This window comes from Mesorhizobium sp. YL-MeA3-2017, from assembly GCF_030814575.1.
GTDB lineage: Bacteria > Pseudomonadota > Alphaproteobacteria > Rhizobiales > Rhizobiaceae > Mesorhizobium > Mesorhizobium terrae.
On record NZ_JAUSVH010000001.1, the window covers coordinates 556,468 to 573,800 of the forward strand.

The window sequence follows — 17,333 nt, forward strand, 5'->3', positions numbered from 1 at the left end:
GGCGGGCGCCCATACTGACTTCTGCTGCCAACAAATGGCCAGCGCCAGCCTCCATTCAAGGGCAGCGGTGACTAACCGTTCCGTGAAGCTTTGACACCGCCGTCTTTCACGCCAGTTCCGCACCGCAATTCATGCACGGGCCCTTCATGAGCACAACGAACGACGCCGATTTCTGGGACCGAACCTCGCGGCGATATGCGGTCGCCGCGATTGCCGATCCGGCCGGCTATGAGCGCACGCTGGACCGCACCCGCGCCCTGCTCGAACCGCATGCCCGGGTGCTGGAACTGGGTTGCGGCACGGGAACGACGGCGCTCAAGCTCGCGGGTGGCGTACAAAGCTATCTCGCGACGGATATTTCCACCGAAATGATCGCCATTGCCAAGGAAAAGCACGCCGCCGACCCCAGGCCGGCGCTGTCCTTTCGCGTCGCCACCGCCGAGATGCTTACGCCCGAGGTCGAACAGTTCGATGCCGTTCTGGGCTTCAACTATCTCCATCTGGTGCGCGACCTGCCCGGCACGCTGCGCCGCATCCACGCCCTGCTCAGGGCCGAAGGGCTGTTCATCACCAAGACGCCTTGCGTCGGCGACATGAACCCGCTCATCCGCCTCGTTTTGTTGCCCGCCATGCGCGCGATCGGCAAGGCGCCTCACGCCAACGTCTTCAAAGAAGCTGAACTCAGCCAGCTTATCTCCGCCGCGGGCTTCGACATTCTCGTCAATGAACGCCATGCGACCAAGGGCAACGAAATCTGCCCCTACATCGTGGCGCGCAGGAGATGATGCGAACGGTCGGGACTGCGGGGAAACCCGTTGCGGGGTTTCGACACACAAAATACGCGGCGTTTCGCGCGCCGCGTTGACCGGGCGGTAACCTGACTTGTCTTCGCTCGTTGCGGGCCATCGGCTTATGTGCGAAGCCTGCGCCGCGATCCAGACCGCCGACGGAAGCCGAAAGCCGCCGTACCGCCATGCGCGTCCCCAACAACCCCCTCGTGCTCATCGGCCCCGCCATCCTGCTGGTTTTCGCGGCGAGTTTCGTGGCGATCTGGCTACGGGACCGACGGCTTGGCCATCTGCTGTTCTTTTGCGCGGCCTGCCTGTTGTTCTGCCTGGGAACCCTGTCCCAGATCCTCGGCGTACCCGACGGTCACGGCCCGAACGCCGTAACCTCGGCCTTTCTCTACACATTGAGCGTCCTTTTGCTCAATGACGGGCTGCTGCGGCGCTCCGGCCAGCGTCTCGGTCCGATTTCGTACCTCGCCATCCTCGGCCTGATTTGCGGCGGCGTCGCCTATTTCTTCTATGTCGATCGTCAGCTGATCGTCCGCATCTACATCATGAATTTCGGCTACGGGCTGGTCTGCCTTGCCACCGCATGGCGCCTGCGCCGGCTCCGGGTCGGAATGTTCGCGGAAAAGATCCTGTTCTGGACCTCGCTCGCCTTTTCGCTCCACTTCTTTCCGCGCACGGTGCTGACCGTTGGCACGGTCGCCCCGTCGGCCACTGCGTTCGGCGCCTCGCCATTCTGGCTGGCCTTGCAGTTTTCGCTGGCTGTGCTGGGAGTGATGCTGGCGCTTGCCCTATTTGCCGTGACCGTCAGCGACATGATGGCGGATCTGCGCCACGAGCGCTCGGTCGATTCCCTCACCGGGGTGCTGAACCGGCGCGGTTTCGAGGAGCGCGCGCAGGAACTGCTGAACAGCGCTCGCGCCTGGCCGACAAGCCTCATCCTGGTCGACATCGACCACTTCAAGAACATCAACGATACGTTCGGGCATCCGGCCGGCGATGCTGTTCTCAAGACATTTGGGCACCTGCTTCAGGGAGCGATGCGGCAGGTGGACATTTGCGGCCGTCTCGGCGGCGAGGAGTTCGCTTTTCTGCTGCCCAATTGCGATGCCGCCGGCGCCGATGCCTTTGCCCAGCGGCTGCGAGGCATCGTTCGCCAAACCCGTTTCGACGGGCTGCCGGCGTCGCGCCAGCTCACCGCGAGTTTCGGCGTTGCCTCGGCGCGTCATGGCGAAGGTTTGGGCGCGTTGATCGCGCGCGCCGACACCGCGCTCTACCGGGCCAAGCGGCAAGGTCGCGACAGGGTGGAAACCCAGGCGGAAAATCCGTTGCTGTCAACAGGCACCGCCGATTGAGCAGAAAGACCGCGCGTCGCATATTCTGGTCGCCGCGACGGAGCGCTTCGTGACCCTATGAATTCCACAATACGAAAGGGGCCTCGCGGCCCCTTCCCTTTTGCCGGCGATGCCGATGTCGTCAGGCGTTGGCGGCGGCTACCGCGCGCTTGGCCAGCACGCCGATCAGATGGGCGCGATAGTCGGCCGAGGCGTGGATGTCGGTCATCAGATTGTCCGACGCCAGCTTGATGCCCGACACCGCTGCCGCGTCGAAGGATTTGGTGAGCGCCGCCTCGATCGCCTTGGCGCGGAAGACACCATTGTCGCCGGCACCGGTCACCGCCACGCGCACCTCGTCCTTGCCGTTCGCCTTGCTCTTGGCCACGAACACACCGACGATGGCGTAGCGCGAGGCCGGGTTGCGGAACTTCTGATAGGCGGCTTTGGCGGGAGCGGTGAAGGAGACGGCGGTGACGATCTCACCATCCTTGAGGATCGTCTCGAACAGGCCCTTGAAGAACTTGTCGGCGGCGATCTCGCGCTTGTTGGTGACGATGGTGGCGCCAAGCGCCAGCAAGGCGGCCGGATAGTCTGCGGCCGGGTCGTTGTTGGCGATCGAGCCGCCGATGGTGCCGCGATGGCGCACGGCCGGGTCGCCGATCATCGCCGCCAGCTCGGCCAGCGCCGGGCATGCCTTCTGCAGCTTGGCGTCTGTGGAAACCTCGAAATGGGTCGTCGCCGCGCCGATGGTGACGGTCTTGCCGGACACCTTGATGCCCTTCAACGTAGCGATCTTCGAGATGTCGACAAGGTCCGACGGCGCCGCCAGCCTGGTCTTCATCGCCGGGATCAGCGTCATGCCGCCGGACACGAGCTTGGCATCGCCGGTCTTCAAAAGCTTGGCCGCATCCGCGATGGAATTGGCCCGATGGTAGGTGACGGAGTACATGGCTCGTTCTCCTCAGAGAGATTTCGACAGGGCAGTCGGCAATCGGCAGTCGGCAGTCGTTTGAAGTCGTTCCGACTGCCGATTGCCCACTCCCTACTGCCTCCTCAATGCTTCTGCGCCGCCGCCCACACCTTCTGGGGCGACGCCGGCATGGTGAAATCCATGATGCCGAGCGCGTCGGTGATGGCGTTGATGACCGCCGGCGGCGAACCGATGGCGCCGGCCTCGCCGCAGCCCTTGATGCCGAGCGGATTGCCCGGGCATGGCGTGTTCGAGGTCGAGACCTTGAACGAAGGCAGGTCGCCGGCGCGCGGCATGGTGTAATCCATGTAGCTTGCCGTCAGCAGCTGGCCGGACGGATCGTAATAGGCGCCCTCCAGAAGCGCCTGGCCGACGCCCTGGGCGATGCCGCCATGCACCTGGCCTTCGACGATCATCGGGTTGATGATGTTGCCGAAATCGTCGGCCGCAACGAACTGGATGATCTGGGTTTCGCCGGTATCGGGATCGATCTCGACCTCGCAGATGTAGCAGCCCGCCGGGAAGGTGAAGTTGGACGGATCGTAGAACGCGCCCTCCTTCAGGCCCGGCTCCATGCCGGCCGGCAGATTGTGGGCCGTGTAGGCGGCAAGCGCCATCTGGAACCAGGGCACCTTCTTGTCGGTGCCGGCCACCTTGAGTTCGCCGTTCTCAACCACGATGTCGCCCTCGTCGGCTTCCAGAAGGTGAGCCGCGATTTTCCTCGCCTTGGCTTCCACCTTGTCCAGGGCCTTGACGATGGCGCTCATGCCGACCGCGCCGGAGCGCGAACCATAGGTGCCCATGCCCATCTGCACCTTGTCGGTGTCGCCATGGACGATGTTGATGCTGTCAATCGGCACGCCGAAACGATCCGAGACCAGTTGCGCGAAGGTCGTCTCATGGCCCTGGCCATGGCTGTGCGAACCGGTCATCACCTCGATGGTGCCGACCGCGTTGACACGCACCTCGGCCGATTCCCACAGGCCGACGCCGGCACCCAGCGAACCGACCGCCGCCGACGGCGCGATGCCGCAGGCCTCGATATAGGCGCTCATGCCGATGCCGCGCAGCTTGCCCGCCTTCTTGGCCTTGTCGCGCCGCTTGGCGAAACCGGTATAGTCGGCCGCCTTCATCGCCGCATCCAGCGAGGCGCTGTAATTGCCGGCGTCGTAACACATGATCACCGGCGTCTGGTGCGGGAACTGGGTGATGAAGTTGCTGCGCCTGAGTTCGGCCGGCGAAACGCCAAGTTCCCGTGCCGCCGTCTCCATGGTGCGTTCCAGAAGATAGGTCGCTTCCGGCCGCCCGGCGCCGCGATAGGCGTCGACCGGCGCGGTGTTGGTGTAGACCGTGCGCACATTGGCGTGGATTGCCGGGATGTTGTACTGGCCCGACAACAGGGTCGCGTAGAGATAGGTCGGCACCGACGACGAGAACAGCGACATGTAGGCGCCGAGATTGGCGATGGTGTCGACCTTGAGCCCGGTGATGCGGTTGTTCTTGTCGAAGGCCATCTCGACCGTCGAATGATGGTCGCGGCCATGCGCGTCGGTCAGGAAGCTTTCGGTGCGGTCGGCAACCCATTTCACCGGCACACCGGTCTTCTTCGACGCCCACAGGCAGACGATCTCCTCGGGATAGATGAAGATCTTCGAGCCGAAGCCGCCGCCCACATCGGGCGCGATGACACGCAGCTTGTTTTCCGGCGCCACATTGTAGAAAGCGCTCATCACCAGCCGCGCCACATGCGGGTTCTGCGACGTCGTCCAGCAGGTGTAGTGGTCCTCGGCCTTGTCATAGAGCCCGAGCGCCGCGCGTGGTTCCATGGCGTTGGGCACGAGGCGGTTGTTGACGATCTTCATGCGGGTGACGTGGTGCGCGGCCTTGATCGCCGCGTCGGTCGCCTTGGCGTCGCCGATCTCCCAGTCGAAGATCAGATTGCCGTCGGCTTCCGGATGCAGTTGCGGCGCGCCCTTCTCCAGCGCCTTCACCGCGTCGACGACAGCTTTCAGTTCCTTGTAGGAAACGTCCACCGCCTCGGCGGCATCGCGCGCCTGGCCCTTTGTGTCGGCAACGACGATCGCCACCGCGTCGCCGACATAACGCACCTTGTCGAACGCCAGCGGCGACCAGGCCCCCATCTTCATCGGCGAGCCGTCCTTGGAATGGATCATCCAGCCGCAGATCAGATTGCCGATGCCGTCGGCCTTCAATTCCCTGCCCGTCAGCACGCCGATGACACCGGGCATGGCCAGCGCCTTCTTGGCATCGATCTTCTTGATCTGCGCATGCGCATATGGGCTTCTGACGAAGACCGCGTGCTTCATCCCGGGCACCACCATGTCATCGACATAGCGGCCTGCGCCGGTGATGAAACGTTTGTCTTCCTTGCGCGCCACGCGGGCGCCGATGCCTTCAATACCCATCAAAATTCTCCTCCGGAACCTTGAAGTGAATTCGTTTCACCCGGTATCGGCGGCCTCTTGCCGCCAAGTGCTTGATCGGCTTCGTCAAAACTTTTTGACTCTGGTCGCGGCCGCCGGGCTGTGTTCACTTTTCGCGGCTCAAGCCGCCTTCTTGGCCTTTGGCTTGGCCTTCGACATCGCTTGAGAAGCGGCCAGTATCGCCTTGACGATGTTGTGATATCCGGTGCAGCGGCAGATGTTGCCCTCGAGCTCTGCCCTCACCGTGGCCTCATCCAGGCCTTCCGGATGGCGGGCGATCATGTCGGTCGCGGTCATGATCATGCCGGGCGTACAGAAGCCGCACTGCAACCCATGGTGTTCCTTGAAGGCCGCCTGCACAGGATGTAGGTCCGCGCCATTGGCGAGACCCTCGATCGTGACGACGGTGGAACCGGAAGCCTGGGCGACCAGCATCGAGCAGGACTTCACCGCCTTGCCGTCGACATGGACGACGCAGGCGCCGCACTGCGAGGTGTCGCAACCGACATGTGTTCCGGTAAGCCCTTGATGTTCCCTTAGAAAATGGACCAGCAGCGTGCGGTCCTCGACTGTTGCGTGAACCTGCCTGCCGTTCACGGTCAACGAAATGTCCGACATGAAGCCTCCCTGGGTATTCAACCTCGGTGTGGCTGCCGGCTCCCTCCGGACACCCCGGCAGACCGATGTTCTTGTCTCGCGAAGTGCCTCAAACGCCCGAAGCACCCCCGCTTTCACGACAATGCAACCGGCCCTGAATCCCGTATATTGTACTTTCGGTCGTTGGGCTTAGCGCGCGGCCATTGCCAAAGATCGCCCCCTGCGGCAACAATGATTGGCGGCGTTGGGGAGCGCCTTGGGCATCGGGAGGAAATGGGCTGGTCTGTTCGCGGACGAGCTATGCATGCGGGCTTTCGGCGCTCACCACGAGCGAACCGGACACGGATGCTTTTGCCATCGCCGTCGAGGCTGAAGCCAGGGCGATCGGCGCGGGCTTTGCGTTGCTGTTCTTCTCGCGCAGCCTGGTTGATGCAACGACGCTTGCCAACTCATTGAAAAAACACGCCCCGAAGCTGCCTTACGCCGGCTGTTCGACGGCAGGCGAAATCACGCCGGACGGCCTCGAGGAAGGCCATATGCTGGCCATGCTCTTTCCCACCAGCGCTTTTACCGTCGCCAGCGCCATGGTCGAGAACCTGTCGTCTTCGGCCATGGATGGCATCACCGGCGAAGTGGAAGTGCTGCGACGTACCCTGCATGCCAAAGCTGGCGACGCCAGCGCCGACAACGTCTTCGCGCTCTGCCTGATCGACGGGCTCTCCTACGCCGAGGAAGCGGTCACCTCCGCAATCCACTGGGCTCTCGACGACATCCCGCTGATCGGCGGTTCGGCCGGCGATGACCTGAAATTCGAAACCACGACGCTGATGCGCGACGGGCGCGTCGCCTCGGACAGCGCCATCGTCATCCTGATCGCCACCACCATCCCCTTCCACGTCTTCAAGACCGACAATTTTGTCCCGACCGACGAGAAGCTGGTTGTGACCGCTTCCGATCCCGATCATCGCATCGTGCGCGAGTTCAATGCCGATGTCGCGGCAACCGAATATGCCGCCTCGGTCGGCATCGTGCAGCATACGCTGACGCCCTTTTCGTTCGCGTCGCATCCCGTGGTCGTGAAAGTGGGTGGCGAATATTATTGCCGGTCGATCCAGAAGATGAACCCCGACGGTTCGCTCTCTTTTTTCTGCGCCATCGACGACGGCATCGTCCTGTCGATCGCCCAGCCCAAGAGCATGGTCGAGACGACGCGCGCCGCGCTGAAGGAGGTCGAGGCCAAGCTTGGCAACATCGACATGATCCTCGGCTTCGATTGCGTGCTGCGTCGGCTCGATGCCCGCAACCGCCAGGTTTTCCGTGATATTTCCGAACTCTACCGCGCCAACAAGGTGATCGGTTTCGGCACCTACGGCGAACAATACCGGTCGATGCATTTGAACCAGACCTTTACCGGCATCGCCTTTGGACAGCGCCAGGCGGCGGAGTAGAACTCGAATGCCGCTGAACGACATCCAGGACATCGAGCGACTGAAGAAGATCAACGCCGCGCTGGTCAGCCGCGTCGAACGATCGATGGACCAGCAGGGCAATGCGTTCTCGCTGTTTCAGACCGCGATCTCGCTGGAAAACCGGGTGCGCATGCGCACCGAGGAACTACATGCCGCGCTGCGCCGGCTGGAACAGTCGAACCTGGCCCTCTCCGCCGCCAAGGAGAATGCCGAATACGCCAATCTTTCCAAGACGCGCTTCCTCGCCGCCGCCAGTCATGACGTATTGCAGCCTTTGAACGCCGCCCATCTGTCGATTTCGGCACTCGCGGAACTGCAGACTTCCACCGAAGGCAAGAAGCTGGTCCGGCAAGTGGAACGTTCGCTGCAGACCATGGAAGATCTGCTGCATACGCTGCTCGACATTTCGAAACTCGATGCAGGCGTGGTCGAGCCGGAGATAACCGACGTCAGCCTTGAAACGCTGTTTTCCGCCCTGCGCTCCGACTTCCAACAAGTCGCCGAGATGAAGGGACTGACGTTGCGTTTCCGCCCCGTCGCGATCGCAGTACGCTCCGACAGGACGCTTCTGCGCCGCATCCTGCAGAACATCCTCTCCAACGCTTTGCGTTACACCCATAAGGGTGGCGTGCTGGTCGGCACCCGGCAGCGCGGTAAGACACTCCGCATCGATGTGGCTGACACGGGCTACGGCATTCCCGAAGACCAGCGCGAGGCCGTGTTCGAGGAGTTCCATCGCGGCACGGTCGGCGGCGGCACCGAGCCGACCGGCGGCGGGCTGGGCCTAGGCCTTGCAATCGTGCGGCGCATGGCCGGCGCGCTCGGCCATCCCGTCACCTTCTCTTCCAGGGTCGGGCGCGGCACGATCTTTCATATCGATGTACCGGTCTCAGCCAACCCGCAGCCGGAACCCGGTGCCGGCGAAAGCGAAACGCCAAAGGGTTATGGCCTGTTCGGCACCAAGGTGTTGCTGGTAGAAAACGACGCCGACGTGCTGGCGGCAATGACGTCGCTGCTGGAGCGCTGGCAATGCATCGTGCGCCCGGCCGCCTCGACCGACGAAGCGCTCGACGCTCTGGGCGACACCGACTGGGTGCCCGACATCGTTATCGCCGACCAGCATCTGGACGGTGGTGACCTGGGCACGGAGACGGTCGCCGAGGTGCGCGACTATCTCGGCCGCACAGTACCGGCATTGATCGTCACCGCCGACCCGTCGGAAAGCGTGGTCAAGGCCGCCCGGGCAGCGGGCATCGACCTGATGCGCAAGCCGCTGAAGCCGGCACAACTTCGGGCGCTGCTGGCGCATTTGCTGGCTTAGGCAGTCGGCAGTCGGCAGTCGGATCATATAGTTTGCGAGCCATATGCAAGCGGGCAACGAGCCGTTTTTCTACGACTGCCTATTCCCGACTGCCGATTGCCTTTTCAGAACCCCTGCTGATCCCTGAACAACTCGGCATTGTCGAGTTTCGAAACCTCGATAACCGCCTGTGTGCGGCTGTAGACGTTGAGCTTGCGCAGGATCTCCGACACGTGAGCCTTCACCGTCGTTTCACCGACTTGCAGCTCATAGGCAATCTGCTTGTTGAGCATGCCCTGGCGCAGCATCTGCAGCACGCGCAACTGCTGCGGCGTCAGCCGCGAAAGCCGCTGCACCATGTCGGCCCTGTCGGTGCTTTCCGGATCGGGCTGATGCACCGAATAGGTCTCCGGCACATAAATCGCACCTTCCATCACGGCGCGGATCGCTCCCGCAAGATCGTCCTTGCGCGCGGATTTCGGAACAAATCCAGCCGCGCCATAAGACAGCGCCTCCGAAATGATGCGGGCATCCTCGTGGCCGGAAACGATCATCACCGGCAGATGCGGATAACGCGTCCGCAATTGCAGAAGTCCGTCGAAGCCGTGGACGTCGGGCATGGACAGATCGAGCAGCGCAAGGTCGAACTGCCCGGCGCCCGCCAGCAATTCCAGTGCTTCACCGATGGATCGGGCCTCGACGGTGTCGACTTCCGGATAGGCCATCTGCACGGCGCTGTGCAGTGCTTCGCGAAACAGCGGATGATCGTCGATGATCAGGAATCTTGCGACTTCATTCACTGCATTCATGGTGGCACTGCCTCGATGTCGATCGTCATCGCGCCTTTCAGCATACGCCCGGCGGCACGATCCGTTCATTGGCCAATAGTACATCGGCCGCCCCTTGGCGCTAGCCCATCGAGCAGTGGCCTATCAGGTCAAGAACGGTTCGCCCGCGCAACCTGTCGGCAATGCCTTGCCCCTCCGTTCAAAACGACCGAAGGTGCGCGGCATCCGACATTGGCAAAGGAGCGGAATCAGCATGAATGCATTGGCCCTGGCGGCGCCACCGATCCCATCCGTCGCCATTGCAGGATCCGCGGAACGTTTTCCGGTTCGACGCATTTTCTGCGTCGGCCGCAACTACGCCGCGCATGCCCGCGAACTGGGCAATGACGAACGCGACCCGCCCTTCTTCTTCACCAAGCCGGCCGATGCCGTGGTCGATTCGGGCAGCACCATTCCCTACCCGCCGCTGACCGCGAATCTGCATCACGAAATCGAGCTTGTCGTCGCGATAGGCGAAGCAGGCTTTCGGATCCCGGTGAACAAAGCGCTTTCCCATGTCTGGGGCTATGGCGTCGGCATCGACCTGACCCGGCGCGACCTGCAGGACGAAGCCAAGAAGGCAGCGCGCCCCTGGGACTGGGCGAAAGCCTTCGATCAATCCGCGCCTTGCGGGCCTCTGGTGCCGGCTAAGCAATCCGGGCATCCGGCAAGCGGCCGCATCTGGTTGTCCGTCAACGGAACCGTGAGACAGGATGGCGACCTCGCCGAACTGATCTGGCCGGTCGCCGACATCATTGCCATTTGCAGCGAAGCAGTGGAACTTCGGCCCGGCGACCTCATTTTCACCGGTACGCCAGCGGGCGTCGGACAGATTGTTTCCGGTGACCGCCTGAGCGGTGGCGTCGAGGGCATCGGCACCATCGAACTTACGATAGGACAAGCGCGATGAGCGACATCATCCTGCACAATTATTACCGCTCCTCGACCTCGTACCGGGTGCGGATCGCGCTGGAAATGAAAGGCATTCACTACCGCTACGTGCCGCATCACCTGCGCCACGGCGAACACCTCGAACCGGCCTACCTGGCGGTCAACCCGCAGGGATTGGTCCCCGCCTTGATCTGGAGCGACGGCGCCCTCATCACGCAATCGCTGGCGATCATCGAATATCTCGACGAGATCAGCCCCGAGCCGCCGCTGCTGCCGCGGGAAGCGGCAGATCGCGCTCACGTGCGCATGCTCGCGCAGATGATCGCCTGCGACATCCATCCCGTAAACAATCTGCGCGTGCTGACCAGCCTTCGCAGCGTCTTCGGCGCCAGTGACGAAGATATCGCCAACTGGTTCCGGCATTGGGTGAATGAGGGCTTCCAACCCCTTGAAAAGATTCTGGCGACGTCGCCGCAGACGGGCACCTTCTGCCATGGCGAAACGCCAGGGCTGGCCGACATCTGCCTGGCTGCGCAGGTGACGAACAACGCCCGTTTCGGCGTCGATATGGAACCCTATCCGATCATTTCCCGCATCAACGCCGCCTGCATGGCGTTGCCCGCCTTCCAGAAGGCAGCGCCACAGAACCAGCCCGACGCCGAATAACCCCTCCAGGTCGCAGATACAGGACCAGCCGATGAAAGCCGTTGTCTTCGAAAAATTCGGTGAAGCGCCAACGGTGCGGACCGTACCGGACCCTGTTCCCTCGCCCGATGGCGTTGTCATCAAGGTGGAGGCAACCGGGCTCTGCCGCAGCGACTGGCATGGCTGGATGGGGCATGATCCCGATATCCGCCTGCCACATGTGCCCGGTCACGAACTTGCCGGCATCGTGGTAGCCGTCGGTCGTCAAGTGCGGAACTGGAAGGCCGGCGCGCGTGTCACCGTGCCGTTCGTGGCGGCTTGCGGCCGCTGCTTCGAATGCGCCTCCGGCAATCACCAGGTCTGCGAACACCAGTTCCAGCCGGGTTTCACCGCCTGGGGCTCTTACGCCGAATATGTCGCCATCGACCGCGCCGACACCAATCTCGTGACGTTGCCTGAGGAGATGGATTTCGCCACCGCCGCCAGCCTCGGCTGCCGCTTCGTCACCTCGTTTCGCGCCGTGGTCGACCAGGGCCGCGTGACGCCCGGCGAATGGGTTGCCGTGCATGGTTGCGGCGGCGTCGGCCTTTCGGCGATCATGATCGCCAGCGCCATGGGCGCCAATGTGGTGGCCATCGACCTGACCGACGAAAAGCTGGATTTCGCCCGAAAGCTCGGTGCGGCCGCTACCGTCAACGCAGCGCAGACGCCAAACGTGGTCAAGGCCGTCAAGGAGATCACCAATGGCGGCGCGCATATGTCGATGGACGCGCTCGGCCATCCGACCACTTCCTACAACTCGATTTCCAACCTGCGTCGCCGCGGCCGGCACGTGCAGGTCGGGCTGATGCTGGGCGACCATGCCAAGGCGGCGATACCAATGGCCAAGGTGATCGCCTACGAACTGGAAATTCGCGGCAGCCACGGCATGCAGGCGTTTCGTTACGGCGCGATGATGGAGATGATCAGGGCCGGCAAACTGAAGCCGGACCTTCTGATCGGCAAGACCCTGAGCCTCGACGAAGCCCCGGCAGCGCTGATGGCGATGGGCAATTTCGAAGGTATCGGCATCGGCGTGGTGACGCGCTTCTGAACCCACGCGTGAGCAGAGCGTGGCAAGCCCTCGCTCAGGCCACGCTTATTCCCGCAGGAAAGCCTCGATCATCTGCGCCGACGGCTTCGGCTTGGTCACCAGGAACAGATGGCCATCGTCGAGCAGTTCCAGGCGTGAGCGGGCGATCATGGTGTGCAGCACCCTGGCGTTGATCACCGGCACCAGCGGATCGTCGGTACCAGCCATGATCAGCGTCGGCTGGCGCAGCATCCAGAGCCATGGCAGGCTGGTCCAGCCGCTCATGGCGAAGAGCTGGAGAAAGTAGCCATATTGCGAGGCGCCCTTCATGGCTCCGGCATGGCGGTTGATCAGCGTTGGGTCCTTGCGGAAATCCCCGCCATAGATTTCGGCCGCGATGGACCGCATATAGCCGGGGTCGGTGTAGCGGCGCGGGCTTGCCATCTTGGAAAGCACGGTGGGCGCGCCGGGAACCATGGTGATGCCAGGCGCGGTTGCGGCAAGGATGAGCTTGCGGCACACCGACGGGTACTGGAAGGCGAATTGCTGGGCGAGCCCGCCGCCCCATGACACACCGGAAATGTCGAGACGATCATGGCCGAGGATTTCGCCAAGCCGCTTGGCGAGCCTGGCCAGCGTCGACGGTCTATAGGGAAAGATCGGGTTGGGCGAACCGCCGACACCCGGCACGTCGAAGATGATGCCCGTGGTGTCTTCCAGCGCGGCCATGAAGGGAGCCGCCAGTTCCAGATTGGCGCCGATGCCGTTGAACATCAGGAGCGGCGGCCGCTCGGACGCACCATGCCGGATGCCGACGCGCAACAATTGCCCGTCGACATCGAACATCTTGATGTCCATCGCGCCATCCGCCTTGGCCTTGTTCGCCGCCATCGCCATTCAGTCAAACCCCGTTTATTTCGATGCTTCCTTGCGATGGCGTCCGGCCGTCACAGCTCGAACACATAGGTTCCCGGTGCTGCGCCGAGCGGTTTGTATTTGGCATTGCCGGGCCTGGCCGGCGCATCGATTTCGGCGTCGGAGCGTTCCTTCAGATAGGTCGCCCAATCCAGCCACCAGCTGCCTTCGTGCTTGGCCGCCGTGGCAGTCCAGGCATCGGCATCCTTCTCCTTGGTCTTGCCCTTCACATACCAGGCCTTCGGATTGCCGGGCGGGTTGAGCAGGCTCTGCAGATGCCCGGAATTGGACAGGATGAAGGTGGTGTCCTCGCCATAGAGACGCGCCGTCTGGTAGACCGCTTTCCAGGGCGTGATGTGGTCGGTGGTGCCGCCGATCACATAGGTCTCGTGTTTGGCTTTGCCCATGTCGATAGGGACGCCGTGGATCGACATCTTGCCGGGGTTCATGAACGGGTTGGTGAAGATCAGGTCGAGGAAATCGCCGTGCAGCCGGGCCGGCAGGCGTGTCGTATCGGCGTTCCAGTAGAGCACGTCGAAGGCCGGCGGCGCGTTTCCGAGCAGGTAGTTGTTGACCCAGTAGTTCCAGATCAGGTCGTTGGGTCGCATCCAGGCGAACATCTTGGCCATCTCGTGGCCGTCGAGGATGCCCCTCGCCTTCGACATCTGCTTGGCCGCCATGATCGTTTCCGGCGTCACCAGCGCGGCAAAGTCGGAATCCGTCTCGGCCTGGGTGTTGAGCACGCAGACGGCGAGAATGACGGCGTTGATCTTCTGCTTTTTCTGCGCAGCCAGCCAGGCGACATAGGTCGACAGCGTGATACCGCCCGAACACGAGCCCATGATGTTGACGGTGTCGGAACCGGTGATGTCGCGCGCCGCGTCGCAGGCTTCGTCCAGTGCCGCAATATAGGTATCGAGGCCCCAGTCGCGCTGTTCCGGCGTCGGATTGCGCCACGACACGCAATAGGGCTGGATGCCGTGACTGAGCAGAAACTTGATCATGCTCTTGTCGGGTGAAAGATCGACCGAATAATATTTGTTGATCTGCGGCGGCACGACGAGCAGCGGCCGCCGGTAGACCTTGTCGGTCGTCGCCGTGTAGTGGACCAGTTCCAGCACGTCGTTGCGGAACACCACCGTGCCGGGGCTGTTGGCGAGGTTCTCGCCCACCTTGAACTTCGAGGCATCGACCGAGGACGGCAACCCGCCATTCCTGGTCATGTCGTCGAGGAAGTTCTTCAGTCCGTTCAGCGCGCTTTTGCCGCCGCTGTCGACCAGCGCCTTGACCGCGGTGGGATTGAGCGCCGGATTGTTGGACGGCGCCATGGTGTCGACGAATATGGAGGTGATCAGCCGCGCCCGCGCCGCATCCTTCTCCGGCAGTTCGGTCTTGGCAACCAGTTCAGTGACCGATTTGCTCCAGGCCACATAGGATTGCATGACCGCCTTGTGCAGTCCGCTCGTCTTCCAAGCGGGATCGGCGAAACGGCGGTCCTTGGGGTCGGCTGCGATTTCCGATTGACCGGTGACGATCTTGCCGAACTCGCTGGCAAAGGCGAGCCACTGCTCGGCGAGTGCCTGGGGATGGCTGGCCAGCGCCTTCATGACCGAGCCGGCGGCGGCAGCGATGTCCTGCGTACGCAGGCCGACAAGCGGATTGAGTGCCAGCGTATTCTCGGCCGCCTCATCGGCGATCTGCTCGGCAAGCGGCCGCGCGTCCCTCGCCCTGTCGTCGCCGTCGCGTTTGTCGCCGTCCCTGCTGTCCTTCGCCGGCGCCTTCGCCATGAATTATCCTCCCGCTTTTCTCCGCCGCTCGTAGAACATGGCCAAAGTCTCGGCCATCAGCGCCGGCTTCTCCTCGCCCTCGATCTCGATCGTGTTGGCGAACTTCATCAGATATTGGCCAGGCCCCCTATCCTCCACGGAGATCAGCGACGCGCGCAGCCTGACCCGCGTACCCGCCCGGATCGGCGCAAGAAAGCGCACCTTGTCCAGCCCATAGTTGAAGACGGCCTGGGTGTTTTCGGGAACGACATTCATCTGCTGGCTAAGGCCGCCGATCAGCGACAGGCTGAGATAGCCATGCGCGATCGTGGTGCGGAACGGGCTTTCCTTCTTGGCTCGCTCCGGGTCGGTATGGATCCACTGCTGATCCTCGGTGCACCGTGCAAACTGGTCAATGCGCGCCTGGTCGACCACCACCCAATCGGAAAAGCCCAGGTCCTGCCCGGTCATTGCCCGCAATTGTTCGTAGGTCGGAGGTGACTTGCTCATCCCATCATCCCTGATTGTTTCGGCTACGCCGTCCGACCATGAACGCAACGCCCTGTCAATTCACGCAAGCCCCGTCCCTTGTCGTCATCGCGACACCGCCATTTCCTTGACAGCCTGATCACGCAATTCGCGGCGCAGGATCTTGCCGACATTGGTGCGTGGCAGGTCATCGCGGAATTCGATGTATTTCGGTTTCTTGTAGCCGGTGAGGTTCTTGACACAGAACGCCGCCAGTTCCTCCCTGGTTAACGCCTGATCCTTCTTGACCACGAACATCATCACCGCCTCGCCGGAATTCTTGTCCGGCACGCCCACGACAGCAGCCTCCAGCACGCCTGGATGCTGCACGGCGACGGCTTCGACCTCGTTCGGATAGACGTTGAAGCCGGAAACCAGGATCATGTCCTTCTTGCGGTCTACGATGGTAACAAAACCCTTGTCGTCCATGACGCCGACATCGCCCGATTTGAAGAAACCGTCCGGCGTCATCACCTTGTCGGTCTCGTCGGGCCGCTGCCAATAGCCCGCCATGACCTGTGGCCCCTTGATGGCGATCTCGCCGGGCTGGCCATGCGGCACATCATTGCCGTCATCATCGAGGAGCCGTATCTCGACATTGGGCAATGGCAGGCCGATCGTTCCGGTGAAGGCGTCGCTGTCGGTCGGGTTGCAGGCAATGCCCGAGGATGTTTCCGACAGACCGTAGCCTTCGATGATCGGACAACCGGTGATGGCGAGCCATTTCCTGGCGACCGGCTCCTGCACCGACATGGCGCCACCGTTGGCGATCCTGAATTGCGAGAAATCGACCTTGGCGAAATCGGGATTGTTGGCCAAGGCGTTGAACAGCGTATTCACGCCCGGCATGACATGGAATTTGTATTTGGCGAGCTCCTTCACCGTCGCCGGAATGTCGCGCGGATTGGGGATCAGAACATTGACGCCGCCCGTGCGCATGGCGAGCAGCCCGCAGGTGATGAAGGCAAACACGTGATAGAGCGGCAGCGCACAGATGAAGGTGAGCTGGCCCGAGATCGGCTTGCGTTTCAGGCCAGGCAGCGTCCAGGCCTCCGACGCCAGGAGATTGGCGATGATGGTGCCATGCAGCAGGACCGCGCCTTTGGAAACGCCGGTCGTGCCGCCTGTATATTGCAGCACCGCCACGTCGTCGGGCTTGATCGACGGTTTTTCGAAAGCCTTGCTCTTGCCGGCAGCCAGCGCCGCGTTGAAGCGCACGGCACCCGGCAGCGAGAAGGACGGCACCGCCTTCTTCACCTTGCGCAACACCAGATTGGCGATGGCGCCTTTGGGAAAGCCCAGCATATCGCCGACGCTGGCGAGGATGACATGCCGGATCGAGGTGTTCTTGATGACCTGCTGCAGCGTGGCAGCGAAATTTTCGAGGAGGATGATTGCCTTGGCACCTGAATCGTTGAGCTGGTGTTCAAGCTCGCGTGGCGTGTAGAGCGGATTGACGTTCACCACGATGAAGCCGGCACGCATGATCGCCGCAACCGTGACCGGATATTGCAAAACGTTCGGCATCATGGCCGCGACACGGTCGCCACGCTTCAGGCCAAGGCCCTGCAAATAAGCGGCGAAGTCGCGCGAGAGCCGGTCGATGTCGCCAAAAGTGATCGCCTTGTCCATGAAGACATAGGCTTTGTCGTTCCGGTATTTCGCGAAGCTCTCTTCGAAGAGCGCGACAACCGACGGATATTGATTGACGTCTACATCGGCCGGCACGCCGGCTGGGTAGCTCTTGAGCCAAATGCGGTCCATGCGCTCCTCCCCTC

Annotated in this window: 15 protein-coding genes; 7 read left to right on the forward strand and 8 right to left on the reverse strand. The window is 62.5% G+C overall.

Features of this window, described 5'->3' with window-relative positions:
• Window positions 1–146: 146 nt before the first annotated feature.
• Window positions 147–785: a class I SAM-dependent methyltransferase gene (locus tag QFZ88_RS02580; RefSeq protein WP_024925286.1), complete on the forward strand. Its 639-nt coding sequence runs from the start codon at window positions 147–149 to the stop codon at window positions 783–785.
• A 188-nt stretch (window positions 786–973) separates the two neighbouring features.
• Window positions 974–2,149 carry a GGDEF domain-containing protein gene (locus QFZ88_RS02585; RefSeq protein WP_024925287.1) on the forward strand — a complete coding sequence of 392 codons (1,176 nt, stop codon included), beginning with the start codon at window positions 974–976 and terminating at the stop codon, window positions 2,147–2,149.
• A gap of 121 nt (window positions 2,150–2,270) precedes the next feature.
• Here QFZ88_RS02585 and QFZ88_RS02590 read toward each other — a convergent pair whose 3' ends face one another.
• The 3 genes from QFZ88_RS02590 to QFZ88_RS02600 all read right to left on the reverse strand — a co-directional run bounded on the left by QFZ88_RS02590 (window position 2,271) and on the right by QFZ88_RS02600 (window position 6,163).
• On the reverse strand, window positions 2,271–3,080 hold the full coding sequence (locus QFZ88_RS02590; RefSeq protein ID WP_024925288.1) for an FAD binding domain-containing protein: 810 nt from the start codon (window positions 3,078–3,080) through the stop codon (window positions 2,271–2,273).
• Between the two features lie 104 nt (window positions 3,081–3,184).
• Window positions 3,185–5,527 (reverse strand): xanthine dehydrogenase family protein molybdopterin-binding subunit, encoded by a 2,343-nt coding sequence (locus QFZ88_RS02595; protein WP_024925289.1) that lies wholly within the window; start codon window positions 5,525–5,527, stop codon window positions 3,185–3,187.
• Between the two features lie 138 nt (window positions 5,528–5,665).
• Window positions 5,666–6,163, reverse strand: coding sequence for a (2Fe-2S)-binding protein (locus QFZ88_RS02600; RefSeq protein ID WP_024925290.1), 498 nt, complete (start codon window positions 6,161–6,163; stop codon window positions 5,666–5,668).
• A gap of 257 nt (window positions 6,164–6,420) precedes the next feature.
• Here QFZ88_RS02600 and QFZ88_RS02605 point away from each other — a divergent pair, with 257 nt between their 5' ends.
• Both QFZ88_RS02605 and QFZ88_RS02610 read left to right on the forward strand, forming a co-directional pair.
• On the forward strand, window positions 6,421–7,590 hold the full coding sequence (locus QFZ88_RS02605; protein WP_244431267.1) for an FIST signal transduction protein: 1,170 nt from the start codon (window positions 6,421–6,423) through the stop codon (window positions 7,588–7,590).
• A gap of 7 nt (window positions 7,591–7,597) precedes the next feature.
• Window positions 7,598–8,932, forward strand: coding sequence for a hybrid sensor histidine kinase/response regulator (locus QFZ88_RS02610; RefSeq protein WP_024925292.1), 1,335 nt, complete (start codon window positions 7,598–7,600; stop codon window positions 8,930–8,932).
• Window positions 8,933–9,036: 104 nt separating this feature from the next.
• Here the strand turns inward: QFZ88_RS02610 and QFZ88_RS02615 are convergent, their stop codons facing one another.
• Window positions 9,037–9,720, reverse strand: coding sequence for a response regulator (locus tag QFZ88_RS02615; protein ID WP_024925293.1), 684 nt, complete (start codon window positions 9,718–9,720; stop codon window positions 9,037–9,039).
• A gap of 232 nt (window positions 9,721–9,952) precedes the next feature.
• Here QFZ88_RS02615 and QFZ88_RS02620 point away from each other — a divergent pair, with 232 nt between their 5' ends.
• From QFZ88_RS02620 to QFZ88_RS02630, 3 genes are read left to right on the forward strand one after another with little or no spacing between them, the layout of a single operon-like run.
• Window positions 9,953–10,648, forward strand: coding sequence for a fumarylacetoacetate hydrolase family protein (locus QFZ88_RS02620; protein WP_024925294.1), 696 nt, complete (start codon window positions 9,953–9,955; stop codon window positions 10,646–10,648).
• Complete coding sequence (gene maiA, locus QFZ88_RS02625) at window positions 10,645–11,295, forward strand: maleylacetoacetate isomerase (RefSeq protein ID WP_024925295.1); 651 nt, start codon at window positions 10,645–10,647, stop codon at window positions 11,293–11,295. Before QFZ88_RS02620 ends, maiA begins: the two co-directional genes overlap by 4 nt.
• A 31-nt stretch (window positions 11,296–11,326) precedes the next feature.
• Entirely contained in the window at window positions 11,327–12,367 is a 1,041-nt protein-coding gene (locus tag QFZ88_RS02630) for a zinc-dependent alcohol dehydrogenase family protein (RefSeq protein ID WP_024925296.1), read from the forward strand.
• A 45-nt stretch (window positions 12,368–12,412) separates the two neighbouring features.
• Here the strand turns inward: QFZ88_RS02630 and phaZ are convergent, their stop codons facing one another.
• The 4 genes from phaZ to QFZ88_RS02650 all read right to left on the reverse strand — a co-directional run bounded on the left by phaZ (window position 12,413) and on the right by QFZ88_RS02650 (window position 17,319).
• Window positions 12,413–13,243, reverse strand: a complete 831-nt coding sequence (gene phaZ / locus QFZ88_RS02635) for a poly(3-hydroxyalkanoate) depolymerase (protein ID WP_244431262.1) — start codon at window positions 13,241–13,243, stop codon at window positions 12,413–12,415.
• A 50-nt stretch (window positions 13,244–13,293) separates the two neighbouring features.
• Window positions 13,294–15,048, reverse strand: a complete 1,755-nt coding sequence (locus tag QFZ88_RS02640) for an alpha/beta fold hydrolase (protein WP_024925298.1) — start codon at window positions 15,046–15,048, stop codon at window positions 13,294–13,296.
• 3 nt (window positions 15,049–15,051) lie between these two features.
• On the reverse strand, window positions 15,052–15,537 hold the full coding sequence (locus tag QFZ88_RS02645; RefSeq protein WP_024925299.1) for a MaoC family dehydratase: 486 nt from the start codon (window positions 15,535–15,537) through the stop codon (window positions 15,052–15,054).
• A gap of 84 nt (window positions 15,538–15,621) precedes the next feature.
• Window positions 15,622–17,319, reverse strand: coding sequence for a long-chain-fatty-acid--CoA ligase (locus QFZ88_RS02650; protein WP_024925300.1), 1,698 nt, complete (start codon window positions 17,317–17,319; stop codon window positions 15,622–15,624).
• Window positions 17,320–17,333: the final 14 nt, after the last annotated feature.

Coding starts and splice junctions, on each gene's coding strand:
- QFZ88_RS02580 (WP_024925286.1), top strand. CDS start 147: ATGAGCACAACGAACGACGCCGATTTCTGGGACCGAACCTCGCGGCGA.
- QFZ88_RS02585 (WP_024925287.1), top strand. CDS start 974: ATGCGCGTCCCCAACAACCCCCTCGTGCTCATCGGCCCCGCCATCCTG.
- QFZ88_RS02590 (WP_024925288.1), bottom strand. CDS start 3,080: ATGTACTCCGTCACCTACCATCGGGCCAATTCCATCGCGGATGCGGCC.
- QFZ88_RS02595 (WP_024925289.1), bottom strand. CDS start 5,527: ATGGGTATTGAAGGCATCGGCGCCCGCGTGGCGCGCAAGGAAGACAAA.
- QFZ88_RS02600 (WP_024925290.1), bottom strand. CDS start 6,163: ATGTCGGACATTTCGTTGACCGTGAACGGCAGGCAGGTTCACGCAACA.
- QFZ88_RS02610 (WP_024925292.1), top strand. CDS start 7,598: ATGCCGCTGAACGACATCCAGGACATCGAGCGACTGAAGAAGATCAAC.
- QFZ88_RS02615 (WP_024925293.1), bottom strand. CDS start 9,720: ATGAATGCAGTGAATGAAGTCGCAAGATTCCTGATCATCGACGATCAT.
- QFZ88_RS02620 (WP_024925294.1), top strand. CDS start 9,953: ATGAATGCATTGGCCCTGGCGGCGCCACCGATCCCATCCGTCGCCATT.
- maiA (WP_024925295.1), top strand. CDS start 10,645: ATGAGCGACATCATCCTGCACAATTATTACCGCTCCTCGACCTCGTAC.
- QFZ88_RS02630 (WP_024925296.1), top strand. CDS start 11,327: ATGAAAGCCGTTGTCTTCGAAAAATTCGGTGAAGCGCCAACGGTGCGG.
- phaZ (WP_244431262.1), bottom strand. CDS start 13,243: ATGGCGATGGCGGCGAACAAGGCCAAGGCGGATGGCGCGATGGACATC.
- QFZ88_RS02640 (WP_024925298.1), bottom strand. CDS start 15,048: ATGGCGAAGGCGCCGGCGAAGGACAGCAGGGACGGCGACAAACGCGAC.
- QFZ88_RS02645 (WP_024925299.1), bottom strand. CDS start 15,537: ATGAGCAAGTCACCTCCGACCTACGAACAATTGCGGGCAATGACCGGG.
- QFZ88_RS02650 (WP_024925300.1), bottom strand. CDS start 17,319: ATGGACCGCATTTGGCTCAAGAGCTACCCAGCCGGCGTGCCGGCCGAT.